At 59.8% G+C, this 21,284-nt stretch carries 14 protein-coding genes; 8 read left to right on the top strand and 6 right to left on the bottom strand.

The window, feature by feature from the left end:
* Positions 1–272: 272 nt before the first annotated feature.
* Entirely contained in the window at positions 273–800 is a 528-nt protein-coding gene (locus tag FHT77_RS26445; protein WP_183757924.1) for an NUDIX hydrolase, read from the bottom strand.
* 293 nt (positions 801–1,093) lie between these two features.
* On the opposite strand from FHT77_RS26445, the gene FHT77_RS26440 reads away from it, so the two are divergent.
* The gene (locus FHT77_RS26440) at positions 1,094–1,264 is read left to right on the top strand and encodes a hypothetical protein (protein WP_183757922.1); all 171 of its coding nucleotides are present in this window, start codon (positions 1,094–1,096) and stop codon (positions 1,262–1,264) included.
* A gap of 852 nt (positions 1,265–2,116) precedes the next feature.
* The gene (locus FHT77_RS26435) at positions 2,117–2,434 is read left to right on the top strand and encodes a hypothetical protein (RefSeq protein WP_183757920.1); all 318 of its coding nucleotides are present in this window, start codon (positions 2,117–2,119) and stop codon (positions 2,432–2,434) included.
* A 643-nt stretch (positions 2,435–3,077) separates the two neighbouring features.
* Here FHT77_RS26435 and FHT77_RS26430 read toward each other — a convergent pair.
* Positions 3,078–3,323 carry a hypothetical protein gene (locus FHT77_RS26430; RefSeq protein ID WP_183757918.1) on the bottom strand — a complete coding sequence of 82 codons (246 nt, stop codon included), beginning with the start codon at positions 3,321–3,323 and terminating at the stop codon, positions 3,078–3,080.
* Between the two features lie 49 nt (positions 3,324–3,372).
* On the opposite strand from FHT77_RS26430, the gene FHT77_RS26425 reads away from it, so the two are divergent.
* From FHT77_RS26425 to FHT77_RS26415, 3 genes are read left to right on the top strand one after another with little or no spacing between them, the layout of a single operon-like run.
* On the top strand, positions 3,373–3,681 hold the full coding sequence (locus FHT77_RS26425) for a hypothetical protein (RefSeq protein ID WP_183757916.1): 309 nt from the start codon (positions 3,373–3,375) through the stop codon (positions 3,679–3,681).
* Positions 3,682–3,701: 20 nt separating this feature from the next.
* Positions 3,702–3,857 (top strand): hypothetical protein, encoded by a 156-nt coding sequence (locus tag FHT77_RS26420; RefSeq protein ID WP_183757914.1) that lies wholly within the window; start codon positions 3,702–3,704, stop codon positions 3,855–3,857.
* On the top strand, positions 3,811–4,107 hold the full coding sequence (locus FHT77_RS26415; RefSeq protein ID WP_259186306.1) for a cytochrome C oxidase subunit IV family protein: 297 nt from the start codon (positions 3,811–3,813) through the stop codon (positions 4,105–4,107). The genes FHT77_RS26420 and FHT77_RS26415 overlap by 47 nt, the downstream gene beginning before the upstream one ends.
* A 136-nt stretch (positions 4,108–4,243) precedes the next feature.
* Here the strand turns inward: FHT77_RS26415 and FHT77_RS26410 are convergent, their stop codons facing one another.
* From FHT77_RS26410 to FHT77_RS26395, 4 genes are all read right to left on the bottom strand, one after another.
* Positions 4,244–6,226 (bottom strand): tyramine oxidase, encoded by a 1,983-nt coding sequence (locus FHT77_RS26410; RefSeq protein WP_183757910.1) that lies wholly within the window; start codon positions 6,224–6,226, stop codon positions 4,244–4,246.
* Between the two features lie 105 nt (positions 6,227–6,331).
* On the bottom strand, positions 6,332–7,738 hold the full coding sequence (locus tag FHT77_RS26405; RefSeq protein WP_183757908.1) for an aldehyde dehydrogenase family protein: 1,407 nt from the start codon (positions 7,736–7,738) through the stop codon (positions 6,332–6,334).
* A 107-nt stretch (positions 7,739–7,845) separates the two neighbouring features.
* Positions 7,846–8,775: a helix-turn-helix domain-containing protein gene (locus FHT77_RS26400; RefSeq protein WP_183757906.1), complete on the bottom strand. Its 930-nt coding sequence runs from the start codon at positions 8,773–8,775 to the stop codon at positions 7,846–7,848.
* 855 nt (positions 8,776–9,630) lie between these two features.
* Positions 9,631–16,413 (bottom strand): DUF4082 domain-containing protein, encoded by a 6,783-nt coding sequence (locus tag FHT77_RS26395; protein WP_183757904.1) that lies wholly within the window; start codon positions 16,411–16,413, stop codon positions 9,631–9,633.
* 355 nt (positions 16,414–16,768) lie between these two features.
* On the opposite strand from FHT77_RS26395, the gene FHT77_RS26390 reads away from it, so the two are divergent.
* From FHT77_RS26390 to FHT77_RS26380, 3 genes are read left to right on the top strand one after another with little or no spacing between them, the layout of a single operon-like run.
* Positions 16,769–18,568 (top strand): thiamine pyrophosphate-binding protein, encoded by a 1,800-nt coding sequence (locus FHT77_RS26390; RefSeq protein WP_246720189.1) that lies wholly within the window; start codon positions 16,769–16,771, stop codon positions 18,566–18,568.
* 13 nt (positions 18,569–18,581) lie between these two features.
* Positions 18,582–20,273 (top strand): flavin monoamine oxidase family protein, encoded by a 1,692-nt coding sequence (locus FHT77_RS26385; protein ID WP_183757900.1) that lies wholly within the window; start codon positions 18,582–18,584, stop codon positions 20,271–20,273.
* Complete coding sequence (locus FHT77_RS26380; RefSeq protein WP_183757898.1) at positions 20,266–21,267, top strand: 3-oxoacyl-ACP synthase; 1,002 nt, start codon at positions 20,266–20,268, stop codon at positions 21,265–21,267. Before FHT77_RS26385 ends, FHT77_RS26380 begins: the two co-directional genes overlap by 8 nt.
* The last annotated feature ends 17 nt before the right edge of the window (positions 21,268–21,284 follow it).

Below are 21,284 nucleotides of genomic sequence, written 5' to 3'. Positions count from 1 at the left end.
ATTTACCCATGTGATTCACCTCCAACCGCAGTGAATCACACCGATACCCTCGTGAAAACCCCACTCGATTCTCAATTCAAGTGCGATGCTCTAACTTACGGGGCGGGCGTCACCGTCGAATATAAGGCAACCTTATGAGTTACTTGAACGGAAGAAATGGGTTGATTAATCTCCGTTTGCGTCCCCGACCTGGGCGCGATCTTCTGCTTACCTCCACGCCCCGCCATCCAGCGGGGCTCTTTTTCGTGGGCCGCCCGCGGACATCTCAGCAGTTATTTTCCCTTCCCTCTACCGTTGGGCCTGAAATCGATCAATATGGATTTTAGCTCGACCTCTCGCACGCGACGTGCGGCCTCGTTCGGGCTGACCCAAGCCAAGGCGCGCTGTCCGCGTTCCTTGAAGTCTGCAGCCTCCGTTTTGATTTCGATTTGGAATATATCAACCATGCAGGGCACGACGTCCCCATCGCTCAAAAGCTTCAGATAGGTGTATCTGCCGACGGGCTTCTTCCCGACCTTGCCTCGAACTCCCGCCTCTTCCCAAGCTTCGATAGCAGCAGATGCATGGGGCGCCTTGCCTTCCATAGGCCATCCCTTCGGGATGATCCATCGGCCGCTATCGCGCGATGTTACAACCAGTATTTCTATCGAAGCCCCGTCGTTCTTATAGCGGAAGCACAAGGCAGCGTATTGCTGACGAAACTTGCCGGCGAAGAGCTTGTCTGGCTGAGCCGCAAGCTGCTTCAAAAGGGACTTTGGTTGACCCACACGGGCCTCTGCCGATTTCTTCTTGGGCGCCATGGATTCTTTGAGGTATGGCAAGCTTCCGACAAGATCAAGGAACCTGCCGTTTTCCGACTGGATCTCTTGCGAATAAACGGTGTGGAAGAAACAGGTATGTCCTTTCTTGCCGCTGCAGCGCTGTTACGGTAGGTGCGCTCATGCGTCTTCTCCTTTATTGGTCCGGAAGCCGCCGGACACGGATCTCATGTTGATTTTTCCGCCCTCGAAGTAGGAGCTTAGAGGCTCCATCAGGGTCAGCTCGTGCCTAAAGCCCACCCATGCTACCTTTGTTGAAAACGGAGGAGACCAGCTTGGAAGACGCTGAAATCGAACGACGTGCGAAGCAGCTGTGGACAAAGGAAAACCCGGGAAGGCCCTGGCAACCTGTAGCCCAGCGTATTGAGCTGGGGCAGGATCTATCCATTAGCGCAACGGAAGAGGACCGAAAGCGCTACATTCAACGGGTTCGTGACGGCGACTAGCTAAGCCGCAAGCCGCAGGCCTATTCACTTCGACCTGGTTGCAGTATAGCTTCGACGTTCCCGTCTAAAGGGAGCGGAGATGGCAAAACGTTTTGTATATACGATCTTTGTTTTGGTGCTTGCCGGGTATTGTTTGTGGTGGGTCTACAACCATTGGTGAGAGCCGTAGTAAGCCGTGTGCTTGCCGAGGAGGCATTGACGGCAATTCAGGCCCGCCATGTTCAGACGTCATTCGGGATAAGTTCTCTCTGCGGCGATGATGGCGTCGGCCGGTCCGACTGCGAGGCGTTAGGTGACGGCGCGACGGGTCAGCTCGGCCAACCGTGCAACGATGCCAAACCGAATGTCATCGCCGCCAGGGCGAGATAGATTGCCCATGCAGCAGCGTTGCGGACAAGATGACGTAGACGAGCCAGACGGCTTTGCAGGCGATGTGCAGCGCTTGGTCCACGGCGGAAGTCGTTCTTCCGCGCGCCTTCGCCTCGTCGATAGACGGATGAGCCAGCCATTCTGCTAACCCGCGCTAACTATTACCTGTGACCACAGCCACACCGGCACCTTGTATGCCGGAATGAGCGATCAAGTGATCAATCGGCATCGGGCCGGATTGTTTCGCGTTAGACAGGAAGCGGCCCTTGAAGCTGGTAGGCGCACAGAAAGTGAGCGGCCAGCAACACCAGCGCATCAGGATATTTTCGATCATTGCTGCCCCAAGCTGTGGAGAAGTCGAACAACGAGCAAATCAGCCCCTCGGCCCTGTGAAAGGCGGCCAGTCCACGTTTATCGCTTTACTGAATCACCTGAATCCAGCTTCATTTGACCCAAGGTTGTTACCAGCGAAAGGGCACACAAATGGCTGATGAAACCACTACACCGGACGAAGTCGTAATCAGCAGCGGGCGCAAAATCGCTATGGGCGATCAATGGTGGGAGATCCGTGACAATGGAGAAACCATCAAGTTCACGGACTACCTAACCGAAGCTCGCATAATCAACGGGACCGTCTACCTCTCATTCGGCTCCTGCTTCATGGACGCGAACAATCAGGGCGTGGTCGACATCGCCTCTCGCCTTCGCATGGACTTGGGGACCGCGCAGATGCTGCACAATCTACTGGGTCAGATGATTAGCTCCGCCTTGACTCCTCCGGATATCTCGAAGGCGAACTAGCTGCCAATTGCCAAAGGGTGAATTTATTCGAGGCGCTTGTCTGGACGACCGGCTCCGAATGCTGAGAATATACAAGGATCGGCCAGAGACGCTGACCTCACTATCAAGCTCGTGATCCCGCCGGTGCTTGTGATGCCTGATCAAGGCTCTTACGTAATGCAAAAGAGGAGTGTCGGGTCAGCGGCCACTCCTCCTGATATCATACCGGCCTACCCTCCCGGCCGCCCGACGGGCCTAGGCGGCACGCACCCTACAGTTCGGGGCGCGTCGGCTTCTCCTCATATTTGCGCCTTGGCAAGGTCCGACCGATTCCTCTTGCTATTCAGCGGCCAATAACAGCTAAGTTTCTACGCGCCTCGACCAGGAGAACGTTGTGTCAAACATAAGGCCGCGACGCGGCAAATCCGATCCCGGGTTTTCGGACCGCAAACCCTACCACGTCGCCACGTTTGCCAAAAAGCATGGGATTACGACGTCCGATGCTACTCGCATCATTAAAACTCACGGATCTGATCGTGATGCATGTGACAAGGCGGCCAACCGCCTGAAATGAGATGGCCGGCGCCGGGAGGCTGATAAGCTCACACTCCATCGGAAGGGGATGACTAAAAGATCCCCCGCGATCTCGCCTCAGACGAATCTTTTAAACCGGGCCAGCGGCTATCTCGCCGCTTTCACCAGGGCGATCCGCTAGTATCAAAATTAGAGCATCGCGCTCCGGCCCAAACGGGCGCTTTTGCAAAAACTCACTCACCAGAGTTGTTGTTTCGTGACCGCCGGACGACGGGTTCCCACGGTGGATAACAAACTCTGTGTCCGTCAGCTTATCGACGCCCAAAAACCAGCGATCACCATTCGTGCTCGAGGCAAATTCTCTCAGGTTTTCCAATCTCGTTCTCCTTCTGAAGATAGAAGTAGAGCGCGGAACTGGAATTGCGATGAACGCTCTTCGCCAGGACCGTATTGTTTCAAAGGAAAGCGGTGTGATCGCAGGAACCGAAATTCGCCCGAAGGCGCCTCAAAATTCATGTCGCGTTCTGTTTTTCCAGTCTCTGGCGTCGCCGCTCGTTCTGCGTTTTGGCCCAAGAAAGGTCCCGCGCCTCGATGTCAGCGGCTGCGATGAAGGCTCCTCGAGCCATCCAAGCGAAGTGTCGCGGTTCCTTTATGGCGACCTGAATATGCTCGATTTGCGGCTCAAGTTGCAAGGTAGCGAAAACGCCATTCGTCAAATGATTGATGCGTTTTGAGCGAAACATTCGCAAACTTGATGCATTGCACGGTCGCAGCACTCTTCTCCGTAGTTCCGGTGGATGGCGAGCGGCAGGATCAGATTGCCGGAGCGCAGCATCGTCCCGACCACTACGGGCATCTCGTCGATGTCGTGTGGGTATTCCTCGATCCGGCATTTTACCTCGCGAGATGACGAAATATGGATTGTCCGTCCGTTTTTGTTTGTCTGGTTTGCACTTATGCTTCCGCTTGCTGCAACCCTTGTTGCGAGTTTCGTGCTGACCGGCCCCTTCGGCCTTGCAACCAGCCTGACGATCGCATTCGCCAAGACGGCGCTGATCTACTGGTTTTTCATGCACCTGAACAAGGAGCGCGGTCTGTCGCGCTTGACGCGCTTGCCGCGATCGGCTGGCTCGTCATCCTGTTTCTCTTTGTTCTGCTGAATCATGTCTCACGCTGAGCCTGCCCTTTCCTCACAGCCCGTGCGCCGAAAGGGAGAGCCCGGCAACCCGTCCGGTCCCTGTCCTGAAGAACGGACATCAAGAAAAAAGGGCGCCCATGGGGCGCCCTCTCGCCGCATCATTCGGCGTTACGGATCGTCAGGGCCGGGTTGTGGGCGAAGAAGTTATGCGGCTCGATGTGGATGGTCTTCCACTCCGTTGACATCACAGGCCAGTCCTCCATGCGGGGGATGTGATGGAAGCCGGCGGTAAACCAGGTCACGATGTCCTTGCCCATCAGCGGCTTGTTGGCCTTGACCCATTCCGGCAACGTGTCGGAGCCGTCGCTCTGCATGGCGAACTTTCCGCCCGCATATTGCTGGTCCGCATTGTAGACCGTGTTCCACACCGAGTACTCTATATAGGCGTTGCGCTTCATCGGCGGGTCCTTGGCGAAGTCGAAGGGACCGTAGGCCACGTCGCCATGGTGGATCATCCAGCCCGGTTCCTGGCCGAGGTAACCTTCACGGGACGGATCCGAGATCATGAAGTAACGCGGTTTTGCGGCGGACAGCTGGTAGCGGGCTTCCAGCTCTGTCTTCGGCATCGTGTGCTGCACTTCCCACATCGACCGGCGCGGGTTCGTCTTGTCAACCTTCGACGGAACGATGTCCATCGTGCCGAAATGGTTCTCCGGCTGGTCGACGTCGAAATCGATGCGGAAGTTGAAGTAGTGGTCGTGGTTGGCTGCCACCAGGTTCGGTGCAATCAGCGTGCCGTGTGCAGTATCGGCGGCAGCCGTCGGATCGTTCATCGAGGCCGATGCGACCCCCTTGACCGCGTCGAGGCCGGTTGCGCCGATCATGATGCGGATCTGGCCATCCTGTTGCAGGCGGTAGTCCATCAGATAGTCGTAATTGCCGACTTCGGACGCCGTGCGAACCACAAGTTCGGTGGCCGGACGGCCTTCGGCCGGAAGCGGTTTTTCCGGCGTCTGGGCAAAGACTTCGAAGTGACGCCAGGCCGGGTCGCCGATCGAGCGCTCGAAGACACAGATTGCGTTCGGAATGGTCAGCGGATTGCCCTTGTCATCGGCAATCGTTGCCGGCAGGAAGGTTGCATAGTCGGGGCAGTCAACGCCGGCACGCAACGGGCTCAGGAAAAGGCCGAACCCGTATTCCCCGCTGTCCATGTAGGTGCGCCAGTACCAGCCCTCGGTCGGGTCCATGTAGGGTACGAAGACTTCAGACAGGTGGGATTGATAGATGACCGAGCGCCACTTGTCGCCGTCCTTGACGTCGAGGTTGGAGAGCACCAGGCCCGGCCGCTTGTCGACTCGGAAGTTGAAGCGCCACAGGTCCCATTCGAGATGACTGCCCGATATCTTGTAGTTGGGGCCGCCCTGCTGGGAGAGCTCGGCCATGTTCATCTTCGGCCGCAGCGGCTCACGCGCTTCGACTTCCTTCTCGGTGTAGCCCCAATTATCCTTCGGGCCTTCGATCACACCGATGTCGATGACCTTCTCCACCTTCTTCTTGCCGATATCGTAGACGGCAAACAGGCCCTCGATCGGCTTGGCGTAGTAGTTTGATCCGTCAGGAACCTTGTAGCAGGGCACTTTCATCAGGCGGGAATTCTTGTAGTCCTCTGTGAAGAAGTTGCCCGCCGTCAGCGGCAGGCAGAAAGCCTGTTCAGGCGTCAGGCCCCGCTTCTTCAGGCCCATGACCATGTCCGGGTCCTTCAGCGCGCCCTGCAGCGCGTCCATGAACTCCGTGAACAGGACCATCGGCTGGCCCTTGACCGGCGTCGTACTCTCGACCCTGCCGGTCGTGATGTTGACGACGGCTTCCTTGAAGCCCTCCGGGCTCGTGAGATGCACCCGCGCCTCACGGTCGAGCGGCTTGTCGCCGTCCTTCCAGGAGATCACATCGGCCTTGGCCGGTTCCTTGAGTTCGATCAACGGATAGAGCGTATTCTCGTCAACCACCTTCGCATCGCGCAGGATCCCGTTGATCTTCTGGTATTCTTCCGCCGTCAAGCCATCCAGCGGATGGGCAATCGCAGCGGATGCTGAAAGGGCCAGCATCAGGCCGGCGGCGGCAATATAGGGCGTGCGATTCATCTCTCTCTCTCCCTCTTGATCTGTTGGTTGGGCGGCAACCTGCCCGCCCTCATTGTTCCTGCTCATACTGCAACGGTCGTCGCCGTTCGGACGGCGCGCTGGGCCTCAGCTGAAGACCACCTGGATGTCCGTGTATTCCAGTAGGCCTTCCTCGGCGAACTCGACGCCGAGCCCGGACGACTTGACGCCACCGAACGGGACATTGGGCTGGATAGCGCCGTGCTTGTTGATCCAGACGGAACCGCAGGCCATGCGGCTCGCCACGGCCTTTGCAGCCGCGATATCAGATGACCAGACGGAACCACCAAGACCGTTTGGGCTGTCATTTGCGAGTGCGATCGCTTCTTCGACGTCGTGGTAGCGGATGACCGGCAGGGCCGGACCGAACTGCTCCTCGTCGACAAGCGGATCGCCGTTCTTCAGGCCGGATATGATGGTTGGCGGATAGAACAGGCCCTCACCCGGCGCACCGCCAAGCAGGACCTTGCCACGCGTCGTGGCGTCCGCGACGAGACGTGACACCTTGTCGAACTGCATGCTGTTCTGCACCGGGCCAAGCACGCTCGTCTCCTCCATCCCATTGCCGACGGGAATGGCGCGGGCATAGTCTACCAGAGCTTCGCACACCGCGTCATGGATGCTGTCATGGACATAGAGCCGCTTCAGGGCGGCGCAGGTCTGGCCGTTGTTGATGAAGGCACCCCAGAACAGGCCCTCGACGATCGCCTTGGGATCGGCGTCGGGCAGTACGATGCCGGCATCATTGCCGCCGAGTTCGAGGGTCAGGCGCTTCATGTTGCCGGCGGCCGACTGCATGACCTTCTGTCCGGTCGCGCTGGAGCCGGTAAAGACGATCTTGTTGATCCCTGGATGGGCCGCCATCGCCGCGCCGAGATTGAAGCCCTTGTCGTCGCTTGTCACGACGTTGAGGACACCAGGGGGGAGAACCTCATTGATGATTTCCACCAGCCGCAGCGTCGACAGCGGCGTCAGCGGCGATGGCTTGATGACCACGGTATTGCCGGTGCGGAGCGCCGGCATGATATGCCAGATCGCGATCATGACCGGGAAATTCCATGGCGTGATGGAACCGACGACGCCGATCGGCTTGCGATGCAATTCGACGCGACCCTCGCTGTTGTCCTGTAGGACCTTAACTGGAACCGACAGTGCGGTCGTATATCCCGCCCAGGCGACAGCGCCCCCCATTTCCCATCGCGATCCGAGGCCGTTCAAGGGCTTGCCCTGCTCGCGCGTGATAATGTCGGCCAGTTCACCGGCATGTTCCTCGATACGGGAGGTGACGGCCGCGCACATGCGCTGCAGGTCCTCGTCACTTCTCGCCGACCATGCAAGAAACGCAGCGCGCGCAGCCTCGACGGCCTGGTCGAGTTCTGCGCCACCCATGTTCGGTGCGCGTCCAGCCACCTCGCCCGTTGCCGGATTGAAAACTGCGAAACCTGCCTCGCCAGTCACCGACGCCCCGTCGATGATTGCAGAATAGAACGTCATGATCAGCCTCCTCGCTGAGATCCGGTCCATCCCGGATTTGGAAGAAGCCTAGGCCAGAACCGTGCACCAGACTTGGACGAGAGCGTCCCGTCTGTTGGACAAAAGCGTCAATGACAGCGCACCACGGCGCCGGGAGTCGTGCAGTACTTCTTGCGGAACTCCCGGTAGAAATAGGAGAGATCGTTGAAGCCGGAACCGTAGGCGATGGCGGCGATGCCGTCGCTCGCCTGGTCGGCAGCACGTTCTGCCAGCCGGGCATGAGCCACCTCGAGGCGACGCTTGAGAAGGCGCTGCCCGGGCGTTTCCCCGAGCGGCCGGAAGTGGCGCTGCAGCATGCGCTCGGAGACGTTCAGGCGGCTCGCCAGTTCGCGCGGGCCGAAGGCCGGTTCGAGACCGTAGCGGTCAATCAGTGCCAATGCGCGCGACAGCAATGTCTCGGGCGCGCGATTGGGCATCATGCCCCGGTTCGATTGCAGATAAGCACCCATCAGGCAAAGGAAGGCCTCGCCAAGCTGCTGCTGGGCGCCCGAGGCGTCGAGCATCTTGGTCACCACGGCGCGGATGGCAAGCCACAGCGGATCGGAGCGGCTGATCGACACGCCGCCTGTGCAGGTATCGCCGAAGCGATGCACCATTTCGTCGCGCGGCAAATGGATAGAGACCTGGCTGGAACGGGCGCCGCCATACAGAAATCGCGACGGCTTGACGGAATCCACCAGAAACATGTCACCGGCAGCGAGCTCGGCCGTGCGGCCGTTCTGCTCGACGCGGCATTGGCCGCTGTCCTGGATCAGAAGAAAGAAATGCTCACCGGGATCCTGCCGGATCGCTTTGGCGCCGCGCTCCACATGACTGCTGGCATCGAGCCCGACAATGGCGGTATCGAACAGACCGATCCGCCGGGTCGCAACGTCGCCGGCAACCACGCCGGCCCCTCGCATCGGCTCAAGATCGAAAACACCGCAGACCTTTCGGATCTCAGCCTGCAAAATTTCCACTGGCACTGGCATATGGATTGGCGTGACAAGTGACTGCATCGTCCCTCCCGTGGCTTTGCAGATTGGCTTTTGCTTCAGTTATCGATAGTCACGATGCCGTGACCTGTGGAACGTATCGTCTCTGTGGCAAGAAAAGGCCGCATGGGCACAATCGTTCTACTGCGCTGCCGTCGCATACCCTCGGCGTGCGCATGGCATCGTGCGTGAACGTTTCGGACATTCTCTAGTCCTCCCGACGCGATCGCGCTCCATTCACCGACCGTTCGGTCACTTATTAGCATGAGATGCGTCACACATCAACATCATTGCTGGGAGCATGTGTGACATTGCATTTGCATGGGCCAGGTCATCAATCCGTCAACTGCGTCATTGATGACAAGCGAAACCGTGAAGGCTTCGCGCATCCCCTTTCCCGCGCTGTATCTGCGCCTGCCGCCTCCGAGTGCATAGTCAAACCTTACGGTCTTGCAGGTAAGGCGGCTGGCACCTGGTTCTGATCAACAATCCATTCAGCGGCGGTTGGGTAGATGTACCCGATTAGGCGCAGGATTGAGGCATAAGCTGCCTCGGCATTGCGGTTAGGGATCAACTCATGATGAGCCAGACGGTTGCGTAAGCGGCGAAGATTGTCTAGTGGCTGGAAGATCTGCGCGCCCGTGGGGCCAGCCGACGGTACAGGCTCTCCGTGCTGCAAGCCCTGAGTGGCATTACCCAAGAACGGCCTAGGCGTATCTCATTCGAGCGATCTCTGTTGTCGGCCGAGAGAAGTCTGTCCAGACCGCCTAGAAGAGCGAGGGTATCGAATTCATTCCAATGGCGGCGGAGATTTTCGACACTCCCGAGGATTGCCGCCACAGGACCACGCTCAATGTTCGCGGCATCAATGGCATGCTCTTACGCAGCGAGCTGCGGTCGGAAGACCACATCGGCATAGTAGTTCGCTGAATCAAAAGTGCTCGTCGGGAAGAGACCCGAGGTGGCAGAGCCGCCATAGGAATACACGCCGTTGCCGCCGGCGGCCGCGTTCGACAGCGCCGACAGCGGGCCGTTGGTGACGCCGTTCGCAAAGAAGCCATCGGTCGCCACATAGGCACCAGTCGTGTGGTACGACGCGATGTAGGTGGTGTTGGCGGTAATGTTGACAGGGGTCGCAAAGTTCACCGTCTGCCAACCACTCCCCGTGGTGCCGGTATATGTGGCAGTGCCGAGGTTGACGCCTCCAGTCGTCCACAGGTCGACGACGTTCTGGCCATTGTCGTTCGCGCTACGGTAGAACTTGATACCGGTAATATCACCAGCAACGTTCGACTGGAATTTGACACCAAGCTCGAGTTGCTGGCCATCGTTGAGATTTACCTGGGCCGGCGTGCTGGTAGCGCTGAACAGGCTGTAGGTCGACGGCACTGTCGTGGTGATATTGAAGGTCTCGCTGGTGGCAAGGCCGGCAAGGTCGGTTGCCGTCACCTTGATGCCTGACGTACCTGCAGTCGTCGGCGTACCGCTGAAGGTCTGCGTCGAGGCATTGAAACTCAGCCAGGTCGGAAGCGCCGAGCCGTTGTCAGATGTTGCCGTGTAGGTAAGCGTGTCGCCGCTGTCGACATCGGTGAAGGTGCCGGCCGGCAGCGCGAACGAGAAGGCGGTCCCCGCCGTCGCGTTTTGGGTGGCGGTCTGGGCGGCCAGAACCGGCGCGTCGTCGGCGCCGTGGATGGTGATCGTCAGCGAGGCCGTCGCCGTCGCACCGGCCGTGTCACGCATGGTGTAGCTGAAGACGTCACTCAGCGTGTTGGTCGACTGCCGCAGCGCCTGCACCGCAGTGTTGGTCTCGTTGATCGTGTAGCTGTAGGCGCCCGTCGCATCGAGCAGCAGGCTGCCATAGGTGCCGGCAAGCGCAGTGCCGAGCGTGCCTGTTGTCGCGCCGAAAACGACCGCCGTGACTGTCTTGGTGTCGTTCTGATCCGGGTCGGTATCGTTGGCAAGCACGTTGCCGGTGGCGGGCGAGCCACCAGAACCATTGGCAACACCGCCTTTCTCGGTCGCATCGCTGATATCGGCAACCGCCGTCGGCGTCGTGTTGCCCGCTATCGAAGTGGTGATATTGAAGATCTCGCTGGCAGCAAGGCCGGCAATGTCTGTTGCCGTCACCTTGATGGCTGACGTGCCGGTTGTCGTCGGCGTGCCGCTGAAGGTCTGCGTCGTGGCATTGAAGCTCAGCCAGGTGGGAAGTGCCGTGCCGTCCGAAGATGTTGCCGTATAGGTAAGCGCATCACCGGTGTCGACGTCGGTGAAGGTGCCGGCCGGTAGGGCGAATGAAAAGCCAGTGTTGACCGTGGCGTTCTGGGTGACGGTCTGGGCCGCCAGCACAGGGGCGTCGTCGGCGCCGTGGATGGTGATCGTCAGCGAGGCCGTCGCCGTCGCACCGGCGGTGTCACGCATGGTGTAGCTGAAGATGTCGCTCAGCGTGTTGGTCGACAGCCGCAGCGCCTGCACCGCGGTGTTGGTCTCGTTGATCGTATAGCTATAGGCGCCCGACGCATTGAGCACGAGGCTGCCATAGGTGCCGGCAAGCGCCGTGCCGAGCGTGCCTGTCGTCGCGCCGAAGGCGACCGCCGTCACCGTCTTGGTATCGCCGGCATCCGGATCGGTGTCGTTGGTCAGCACGTTGCCGCTGGCGGGCGAACCACCAGAGCCGTTGGCGACACCGCCCTTCTCTGTCGCATCGCCGGCATCGGCAACCGCCGTCGGCGGCGTGTTGTTTGCCGTCGCCGGGCGGAAAACCACATCCGCAAAGTAATTCGATGACTGGAAGGTGGCATTCGGGAAAATACCTGCCGAGGCGGTTCCGCCATAACGGTAGACACCATTGCCACCGGCCGCCGCACTCGAGAGTGCCGTCAGCGGGCCGCTAGTAACAGTTGCTGTGAAAAAGTTTCCGGTCGCCACATAGGCACCGGTCGTGTGGTACGACGCGATGTAGGTGGTGTTGGCGGTGATGTTGACAGGGGTTGTAAAGTTCACCGTCTGCCAGCCGCTACCAGTCGTGCCGACATAGTTGGCAGTCGCGAGCTTGGTGCCTCCAGTCGTCCACAGGTCGACGACGTTCTGGCCGGTATCGCTAGCACTTCGATAGAATTTTATCGCAGTGATCTGTCCAGCAACGTTAGCCTGAAATTTGACGCCGAGTTCGATCTGCCTGTTGTCGCTGAGATTTACCTGGGCCGGCGTGCTGGTAGCGCTGAACAGGCTGTAGGTCGACGGCACTGTCGTGGTGATATTGAAGGTCTCGCTGGTGGCAAGGCCGGCAAGGTCGGTTGCCGTCACCTTGATGCCTGACGTACCTGCAGTCGTCGGCGTACCGCTGAAGGTCTGCGTCGAGGCATTGAAACTCAGCCAGGTCGGAAGCGCCGAGCCGTTGTCAGATGTTGCCGTGTAGGTAAGCGTGTCGCCGCTGTCGACATCGGTGAAGGTGCCGGCCGGCAGCGCGAACGAGAAGGCGGTCCCCGCCGTCGCGTTTTGGGTGGCGGTCTGGGCGGCCAGAACCGGCGCGTCGTCGGCGCCGTGGATGGTGATCGTCAGCGAGGCCGTCGCCGTCGCACCGGCCGTGTCACGCATGGTGTAGCTGAAGACGTCACTCAGCGTGTTGGTCGACTGCCGCAGCGCCTGCACCGCAGTGTTGGTCTCGTTGATCGTGTAGCTGTAGGCGCCCGTCGCATCGAGCAGCAGGCTGCCATAGGTGCCGGCAAGCGCAGTGCCGAGCGTGCCTGTTGTCGCGCCGAAAACGACCGCCGTGACTGTCTTGGTGTCGTTCTGATCCGGGTCGGTATCGTTGGCAAGCACGTTGCCGGTGGCGGGCGAGCCACCAGAACCATTGGCAACACCGCCTTTCTCGGTCGCATCGCTGATATCGGCAACCGCCGTCGGCGTCGTGTTGCCCGCTATCGAAGTGGTGATATTGAAGATCTCGCTGGCAGCAAGGCCGGCAATGTCTGTTGCCGTCACCTTGATGGCTGACGTGCCGGTTGTCGTCGGCGTGCCGCTGAAGGTCTGCGTCGTGGCATTGAAGCTCAGCCAGGTGGGAAGTGCCGTGCCGTCCGAAGATGTTGCCGTATAGGTAAGCGCATCACCGGTGTCGACGTCGGTGAAGGTGCCGGCCGGTAGGGCGAATGAAAAGCCAGTGTTGACCGTGGCGTTCTGGGTGACGGTCTGGGCCGCCAGCACAGGGGCGTCGTCGGCGCCGTGGATGGTGATCGTCAGCGAGGCCGTCGCCGTCGCACCGGCGGTGTCACGCATGGTGTAGCTGAAGATGTCGCTCAGCGTGTTGGTCGACAGCCGCAGCGCCTGCACCGCGGTGTTGGTCTCGTTGATCGTATAGCTATAGGCGCCCGACGCATTGAGCACGAGGCTGCCATAGGTGCCGGCAAGCGCCGTGCCGAGCGTGCCTGTCGTCGCGCCGAAGGCGACCGCCGTCACCGTCTTGGTATCGCCGGCATCCGGATCGGTGTCGTTGGTCAGCACGTTGCCGCTGGCGGGCGAACCACCAGAGCCGTTGGCGACACCGCCCTTCTCTGTCGCATCGCCGGCATCGGCAACCGCCGTCGGCGGCGTGTTGTTTGCCGTCGCCGGATTGAATAGGACATCGACCCAGTAATTCTCACTGTTAAAGGTGCTGCTCGGAAAAACACTTGCCGAATTGTAGCTATAGACGCCGGCATTCGCCGGCGCCGTGAGTGATCCATTCGTTACGGAAGAGGCAAAATAGCCTCCTGTTGCCACATAGTGCCCGTAGTTGGTGTGATAAGAGACCACATATGTGGTGCCGGCAACGATCGAGACTGGCGTTGAAAAGCTGGCGGCCTGCCAACCGACCCCTGATTCGTTGGAAAAAGTGACCGTCGCCAATCTGGTGCCTGTGCTCGACCACAGCGACCCTGTGTGCGGTCCGATGTTCAAATCGCTCTTGTAATACCGAACACCCGTTACAGTGCCTGCGACGGAGGATTGGAACTTCATTCCAACTTCGATGGCATTTGCATCGCCGTCCGGCACGGTAGGCGGTATCGCTGAAGCGGAAAAGAAGTTGTTGCCCGTTACCGTCACTGTTCGGCCACTACCGGGGGTTTCGAGATTGAGGCTGTCGTCTACCGCCCTGGTCTTGATGGTGAACGTACCGGCTGTCTGCGCGACCCAGCTATAGGTCCAGGACTCGTCTCCAACCGCCCGGTGCCAGGTCGTACCACCATCGGTGGAGACCTCGACCGACGCGATAACACCGCCGACGTCGGATGCGGTTCCGCTAATGGTGATGGCATTGCCTACCTTAAGCGGGGTCCCGTCGTTCGGCGCAATGATCAATGACACAGGCTTTGTGGTATCCGTTGACTGTGTTTCGGCTACCAGTCCCGCTTCCAGCGTACCCGGCTGGATGCCCATGTCGGCCAGCAAATTGACCATCGCCTGCTTTACGCGCGGGTCGACGGGCGTGGCTTCTAGGTCATGGTTCGCATCAAGCCCCCATGCCCAGTAAACTGTGCCGGCACCGAATACCAATGCACCACTCGGCGCCCGGTAAAGCGTCAGGTTGTGCGTTGCGGTTGCATTGCCGGTTGTCGTACCGTAGTCCAGCAGATATTGGCTGACCGGCAACGTCGTCGACGACAACTCGATAAGCCCAGCGGGGCGAAATCCATTGTCAGGCGACTCATCCCATTCATATCCGAGATAGTTCTGCTGAAGGGTTGCTGTCTGGCCCGGCTGGAGGGTTGCCACGCTGGTATCGCGCCAGAACCGCAGGTTGGCGTCATCATACGGGATGGTAATCGCATCACTTCGGTAGGAATCGACCTGGAACATGGTACCAGTCAGCGCGTTTTCCGGCCGCCCTCCCCCGACCGCGGTCGGCGAGACATAACGTGGATCCCGGAAGGTTCCAGTCCATTGATTATCCGGATCAATTGGGCCGGCCCTTGTTTCCTTGTAGCTGACCAGGGTGCGATAGGGTTGCGCGCCCGCACTGATGCTTGGAGCGAAGCGAGTCTCCCAGTAAACCTCGTTGCCGCTCCAAAAGGAGAGGTTAACCCCGGCATCCCGCGCTGCCTCGACATTGGCACGCTGTTGTCCCGACCAATACTCATCGTGGCCTACACTCAGGAACATCTTATGATTTTTAATCAGGCTGCCGAGGCGGTCGGAGTCCATTCCAGCCATATAAGACACATCATATCCGTTTTTCTCAAGCCATTGAATGGCTGAGAATTCGACACCGAAGATATAATCCTGCGGCCCGGCCGCGAGGCCGCCGCCCCTGGTGGTGATCGGGCGATTGTAGCTGACAGCGTATGCACGACCCGGGGCGGAATCTCCCCCTGGCCCGTTGCCTTGGTAGAGATTGGCTCCACCCCAGGGGTTATAGGCCTGCCAGGTCTCATCGGAGGTTTGAAAGATAACATCGCTGTGGCTGCTGTCGTCGCGTACGATGAATGGGATTTGGTTCTCACCAGCGGTACCATCCTGCCGCACGAGCTTTGCAATATAGATGCCCGACGTCGCGTCTGCCGGAATTGCCCAGGACGCCGACACCGACCAGTTGCCGGCGTCGACCAGACCGGTAGCGTTATCGCGCAACGGTGTAGGCTGGTTCTGCACGCCTGTATGCTGGATCGTCGTAATCTTGCGCGCGCCCATGCCGCCGTAATAGCCGAGGCGATAGATGTCGATTCGATAGTTGTTGGAATTCGTGTTGATTTTGAAGCTGACAGTCTGGCCGCGATTGACGCTGATGTCGGTGGCAAAACCCTCGATGTTCGTGCTGCCTGCCCCGTCGATGCCCCATTCACTCTCCGGATTACCTTGCTTCTGGTTCTCGGTCACGATCGCGTTGCTGACCGCCGCTGCGGCCGCCAAACTTTGGATCGCCGCACTCTGAGTGCCGCCCAGATCGGCTGCGGGCGCAGCAAAAAGCGTGGCGCTCTTGGAGCTGGCGCCTCCGGTTACGGGCTCTCCAACACCAACTAGAGTTCCGCTCGAGACCGTTGAAACGGTCAATCTTGCGGTTTCACGAAAACCTGACATTCGGGACAGGCCATGCAGCTGGTCGGTCGCCGACGCGCCGAACGACAGACCAAGCGCCTGGAGTGAACGAGACCCAGTCGCGCTTCCTTGGTCGAGCGTGGCCGTCTGCGGCATGACGAACCTGCCGGAAGCGACGTGCCCACCCACCATAATGGCCGGGTCTTGTCCTGAAGTCTTGCCAACCGTGCTGTGACCGGCGTGCTGCGATGACTCTATTCCAAATGTTTGCGCACCCCAACTGCCTGAGAAATGATCCCATCCCCCGGCGACAGAGCGAGGCACGGCACCGTTGCCCCCCTGAGGTCCGTCTCCGTTGCCTTTTGCCAGTGATAGCGGCGTCAGATCGCTGATCACCTGACCGTGCGCATCGCAGACCGCCCCCCCGTTCCGACGATCTTCTCCATCGGCTATCGTTTCCTTAAACGGGTTGTCGGCCACGGCGCCGGAGGTCGTCCCCACAGCGGTCGGCGTGGCGAGCGCGACTTGATGAAATCCGTCGCCTCCGTGGGCCGCATTGCGGGATTTCGACTTTCGGCCGCCGGAAAGCCACCTGGGGAGCCATGAATCCATGAGTGTCGAGCTGGAAGCCCATCGGCGAGCGTTGCGATTCATGGCATGCTCCCTCATAAATTTTCAAGATCAAACCCCTGAGAACCGGCCAATAAGCAGGTTTTTTAAGTATAATCTATAACGCATGAAATACAGTGTACGCCTTTCGATGTAAAACAGTCGACATCTCTTTGGCGATAGGATTGCAGCATGCTCAATGTGTAGTTGCGCTAATGACGCTCGCTGGTCACAGACTATATTCGATACATAGCAACGCGTAGCGTCTGCTAGCACTCGACATGCGGCCGGACCTCAGGCAAGATGCGTTACTGCCCGCAAGTAGCACCTGCATTCGCAACCACCTGAAATCGCGTTCATAGCTCTTCTGCCAATCTAACGAAAAGCGGAGTTCATGACGATGGCTGCACCTACGTCTTCGCAAGGCGGCACCGTTGCCGACCAGCTTCTCGATTACCTGGTTCTCGAAAATGCGACGCTGATGTTCGGCGTTCCGGGTGCCGGTATCGCACATCTTTTGGAGCGGGTCAGGCAAAGACGCGAATTCACCTATATCGTGTGCCGGCACGAGTCCGCGGCTGCTTACATGGCCGACGGTTATTTCAGGGCGACCGGCAAGCCCGGCGTCGTCCTGGTCACCAGCGGCCCCGGTGCCACCAACGCCCTCACCGGCACGATGAACGCCAATTTTGGCGGTTCTGCCGTCATGACGTTGACCGGCGAGGTGCAGCAGGACTTCCTTGGCCGCGGCTATCTCCAAGAAGGGACAGACTGCGGTCTGAATATTCGTGACATCTACGCCGCGGGAACCCGTTATAGCGCCGATATCGCAGCATCGGCCGGGGCGCCTATCATTATCGAGCAGGCGCTGCGCGACATGCTGTCAATTCCCCGGCGCGCCGTACGTCTCGGCATTTCCGACAGTGTCGCGTCGGCAATGATCGACGACGAGGACCCGTTTCAGATCGTGGCGCCGCGCCCCCCGGCCCGTCCCACCAACTATCGTTCGCTGCCAGGCGGTGCACCGGTCGACGCCGTCCGGCGAGTGCTCAAGGTGATGTCGACCGCCATGCGTCCACTGATCCTGGTCGGCAGCGGCTGCCGAGACGCGGTTCGGGATCCTGACACGGCCGACGCGCTTCGGGCCCTGGCGGAGTGGTGGCAGGTTCCGGTCATGACGACCTCGGATGGCAAGGGCGTCTTTCCCGAAACGAACGAGCTGTCGCTTCGCACCTACGGGTTTGCTGGTTGCCAATGGCCGCAATATTGGATGATCAACAAGGATGGCACTGCGGCCCATGACGCCCTGCTCGTCATCGGCTCCTCGCTCGGCGAGCTTGCAACCTACCGATGGAACCCGATGCTGGTGCCGAATGGCCCATTCATCCAGGTCGATATCGATCAGGCGATGATTGGACGCGGCTTCCCCGTAACCGACGGAATCGTCGCGGAGGCCGGAGCCTTCATCCGGGCTCTTTGGGATCAGGCGCCAACCTGGCCGGCTTCCCCTGCGGTGGTTGCAGAGCGAAAGGCCGAGATCGCCGGGATCAAAAAGGCCAATTCGCCATTTTCCTCGCCCGACGACTACACCTCGGAAGCGGCTCCTCTCCAGCCGGCCGCCCTTTGCCGAACGCTCAACGAATTGCTGCCGGCTGATGCATCCATTTTCATCGATTGCGGAAATTGCGTCGGCTGGGGCCTGCATTCCCTGATCGTTGACCGAAAGCAGGAATTCCATAGCGCCCTTGCCATGGGCCCCATGGGATTTGGTGTCTGCGGCGTGATTGGCGCCAAGCTCGGACAGCCGGGTCGCCTCTCTCTCGCACTGGTTGGGGACGGAGCCTTCCTGATGCAGCTCGGCGAGATCTCCACCGCCGCCGCCCACAAGGTGGGCGCCATCTGGGTCGTCCTGAAGGACGAGGATCTCAACATGGTGGCACAGGGAATGGCGATGATGTTCGCGAGCGATGGCAGCTTCAGCGATGCCTACAGCCTTGGCACGACCGACCTTGTGAAGGTGGCGGAAGGCCTTGGCGCCAATGCGGTTGGCATCTCGAGCCCCGGCGACCTTCGGGACGCCTGGCCAAAGATCGTCGATGGCGCAAACAACGGGAGACCGCAGGTGATCGTCGCGCATATAGACCCCAAGGCCGCTCCTCCATACTGGAGCCCGCCTTACTGGCAAAAGAAGGTCGACTGAGGGAGGGGAAACCATGGTTGCATTACCTGATGTCGACGTTGCGATCGTCGGCGGCGGGATTGGCGGCATTTATGCCGGATGGCGGATGCTGACATCGCGTCTGACGGGCTCCGGCCTCGCAGGCTGGGAGACTGCCCGGGGAAAACTCAAGGTCGCCCTCTTCGAAGGGAGCGACCGCATTGGAGGCCGCCTGCTTTCGGCCCGTTCTCCGCATATGCCCGATACAACCGCCGAGGTCGGGGGCATGCGCTATGTCGCACCAGCACAAACACTTGTTACCGGCCTGGTCGAGTGCGTGTTGAAACTGCCCTACCATGCCCAGGTTGTCGATCTTCCTGGTAATATTGCCTTCCTGCGCGGCAAACTCCTGCGCACAAGCGATCTCGGCGATACGGCGGCACTCCCATACTGGTTCGATCCAGGGGAAGCGGCATGGCTGGCGGCCAGCGGTGCCGGGAGTCCCGCCTCGCTGATCGGGCGCGTTCTGACAAGCCTGATGCCCGGGCTGATGGAGAATCTCAATGCTGGGACACTGCGCCAGTATCTCGAGAAAGTTGAGATCGACGGATTGCCACTGTGGCAGCACGGACTGTGGAATCTCCTCGCCAAGGGCCTTAGCGCTGACGGATATGCCGCCGCCCGTGCGACTGTCGGATATGACTGTCTCGGAGGAAACACCAATGCACTTGACCTGACCGCCGAGTATTTCGATTTTACTCCTGGCGTCAGCTACCGGATGGTCAACGGCGGTTACGAGACTGTGCCCTGGGAGCTCCAGAACCGTTTCCAGGCGGCTGGTGGCGAGATCCAGTTCAACCAATGGCTTGCCGGTTTCAAAGGCATCACGCTTGAGGACGGCTCCACAGGTATCAAGCTGCGTTTCCGCGACGGGACGACAAGGACGGCGCGTGCCATCGTGCTCGCCATGCCGCGCCGTTCCATCGAACTGCTCGATCCGGAAGGCAAGGTTCTCGGCCCTGAGAACATCCAGTTCCGACAAGACCTCGCTTCCGTCGCACCAATTCCCCTCTTCAAATGTTTTTTGCTCTATCCGAACTGCTGGTGGCAGGATTCCAAGGTAAGTTCCGGTCGTTCGCTCACCGACATGCCGATCCGGCAATGCTACTATTGGCCCGCAGGGCCAGACGGCGGGATCATTCCCAAGCGGGACGCACCAGGCCTCGTCATGGTCTACGACGATCTCCTGAACGTGAGTTTCTGGGAGGGGCTGGACAAGCGGGCGGAAGTCCACAAGGCAGGCCTGCCGCTCAACCTTAAAAGCCCGGGTCACCATTGGGCGAAGTTCCAGCCAGACACAGCCGAAATCGCGGACCCGTCTGACCCGTTCGCCAAACGGCTCGCCGATAACTGGGCACTGCACCCCGCCACCACACAGATGGTAAACGAACTCCATCGAGAACTCATGCAGATGCACGGCAACGACAGCGCCCCGCGCCCCATCGATGCCGCTTATATGGACTGGTCGCGCGACCCCTACGGCGGCGGCGTGCATCTTTGGAACGTCAACGTCCAGTCGGATGTCATGCTTACCCGCATGACCCAACCGGTTGAGGATTTCCCCTGCTACATCTGCGGAGAAGCCTATTCGACCAACCAAACGTGGGCAGAGGGCGCCCTGCAGACGGCCGAGATCGTCCTGCAGCAGCGGCTCGGTTTGCCGAAAGGCGAGTGGCAGCATGGTTGAGAGCGATTTGGGGATCATCGGACTGGGCTACCAGCTACCAAAAGGCGTGCGGCTCAACGACGACCCGATCTTCAACGCACTGAGGAATAACGCCTCGGAAACGGAGATCCTCGCGCTGTTCCAGGGTTATGAGCGGCGGCATGTCCTTGGAGCCGACGAGACATTGGCCTCCATCATGGTGGCTGCCGCCAAGAAGGCGATGATCGACGCGGAGGTAACGGCTGATGACATCGACCTTCTGATCGGCTGCGCATCGCTCAGCCGTTACATCGTGCCGAGCGACCTCGGAGACGTGCACAAGGGTCTTGGTCTGCCTGAGCGGGCCATGCCATTGGCGCTCGGCAACGACTTTTCTAACTTTACGGAATCGCTCATCATTGCCGATGCCCTGCTCAAGGCGGGACGGGTCCGGCGTGTCCTCGTCGTTGCCGGCTGCGACTGGACGCGGGCTGTCGACTATAACGAGGCTCCCTCTATCAGCGCCGGCGACGGGGCTGCGGCTGCCGTGCTCGGCGGTGCAACGGCCGGTGTACGATGGGTCGTCCGGGACCAGCAGGCTCTTGTCCAGTCCGACCTTTACGGTGTCATGTACGTCGCCGGGAACCGGATAAAGACCGACGGGCAACCGGAAGACCAACTATATAGCGGTCCCTATTTTCACATGACAGAGAAGGGCATCGACGCCTTCAAGTCTTTTGGCGGTGAAACCGCTCCGAGGGCGGCGTTGGATGTGTTGCAGCGCCAGGGGCTTTCCGGCACAGACATCACCCTAATCGGCCACCAGGCCTCGACAGTGCTTTTGAAGAGCTGGTCCAGCAAGCTGGAAACCGGACCGGCGCTCAGCACCATCACCGATTTCGGAAACATGACCGTCGCGAGCATCGCCGTGACGCTGGCTGCTCGCGAGGAGGACATAACAACGCCCTACGTCATGCTCCTCGCACTCGGGCTGGACTTGCATGCGCATGCCGTGCTGCTGCAGCGGGTGATTTGACGAAACTTACGACAACA

This window comes from Rhizobium sp. BK181 (assembly GCF_014193305.1).
Classification (GTDB): domain Bacteria; phylum Pseudomonadota; class Alphaproteobacteria; order Rhizobiales; family Rhizobiaceae; genus Rhizobium.
The sequence above is the reverse complement of the archived record's forward strand: the minus strand, read 5'-3'. Positions and strand labels throughout refer to the sequence as shown.

What these genes read in the sequence shown, in the direction of transcription:
- FHT77_RS26445 (WP_183757924.1), bottom strand. Translation starts at nt 800, where the DNA reads ATGGCGCCCAAGAAGAAATCGGCAGAGGCCCGTGTGGGTCAACCAAAG.
- FHT77_RS26435 (WP_183757920.1), top strand. Translation starts at nt 2,117, where the DNA reads ATGGCTGATGAAACCACTACACCGGACGAAGTCGTAATCAGCAGCGGG.
- FHT77_RS26425 (WP_183757916.1), top strand. Translation starts at nt 3,373, where the DNA reads ATGAACGCTCTTCGCCAGGACCGTATTGTTTCAAAGGAAAGCGGTGTG.
- FHT77_RS26420 (WP_183757914.1), top strand. Translation starts at nt 3,702, where the DNA reads ATGCATTGCACGGTCGCAGCACTCTTCTCCGTAGTTCCGGTGGATGGC.
- FHT77_RS26415 (WP_259186306.1), top strand. Translation starts at nt 3,811, where the DNA reads ATGTCGTGTGGGTATTCCTCGATCCGGCATTTTACCTCGCGAGATGAC.
- FHT77_RS26410 (WP_183757910.1), bottom strand. Translation starts at nt 6,226, where the DNA reads ATGAATCGCACGCCCTATATTGCCGCCGCCGGCCTGATGCTGGCCCTT.
- FHT77_RS26405 (WP_183757908.1), bottom strand. Translation starts at nt 7,738, where the DNA reads ATGACGTTCTATTCTGCAATCATCGACGGGGCGTCGGTGACTGGCGAG.
- FHT77_RS26400 (WP_183757906.1), bottom strand. Translation starts at nt 8,775, where the DNA reads ATGCAGTCACTTGTCACGCCAATCCATATGCCAGTGCCAGTGGAAATT.
- FHT77_RS26395 (WP_183757904.1), bottom strand. Translation starts at nt 16,413, where the DNA reads ATGAATCGCAACGCTCGCCGATGGGCTTCCAGCTCGACACTCATGGAT.
- FHT77_RS26390 (WP_246720189.1), top strand. Translation starts at nt 16,769, where the DNA reads ATGGCTGCACCTACGTCTTCGCAAGGCGGCACCGTTGCCGACCAGCTT.
- FHT77_RS26385 (WP_183757900.1), top strand. Translation starts at nt 18,582, where the DNA reads ATGGTTGCATTACCTGATGTCGACGTTGCGATCGTCGGCGGCGGGATT.
- FHT77_RS26380 (WP_183757898.1), top strand. Translation starts at nt 20,266, where the DNA reads ATGGTTGAGAGCGATTTGGGGATCATCGGACTGGGCTACCAGCTACCA.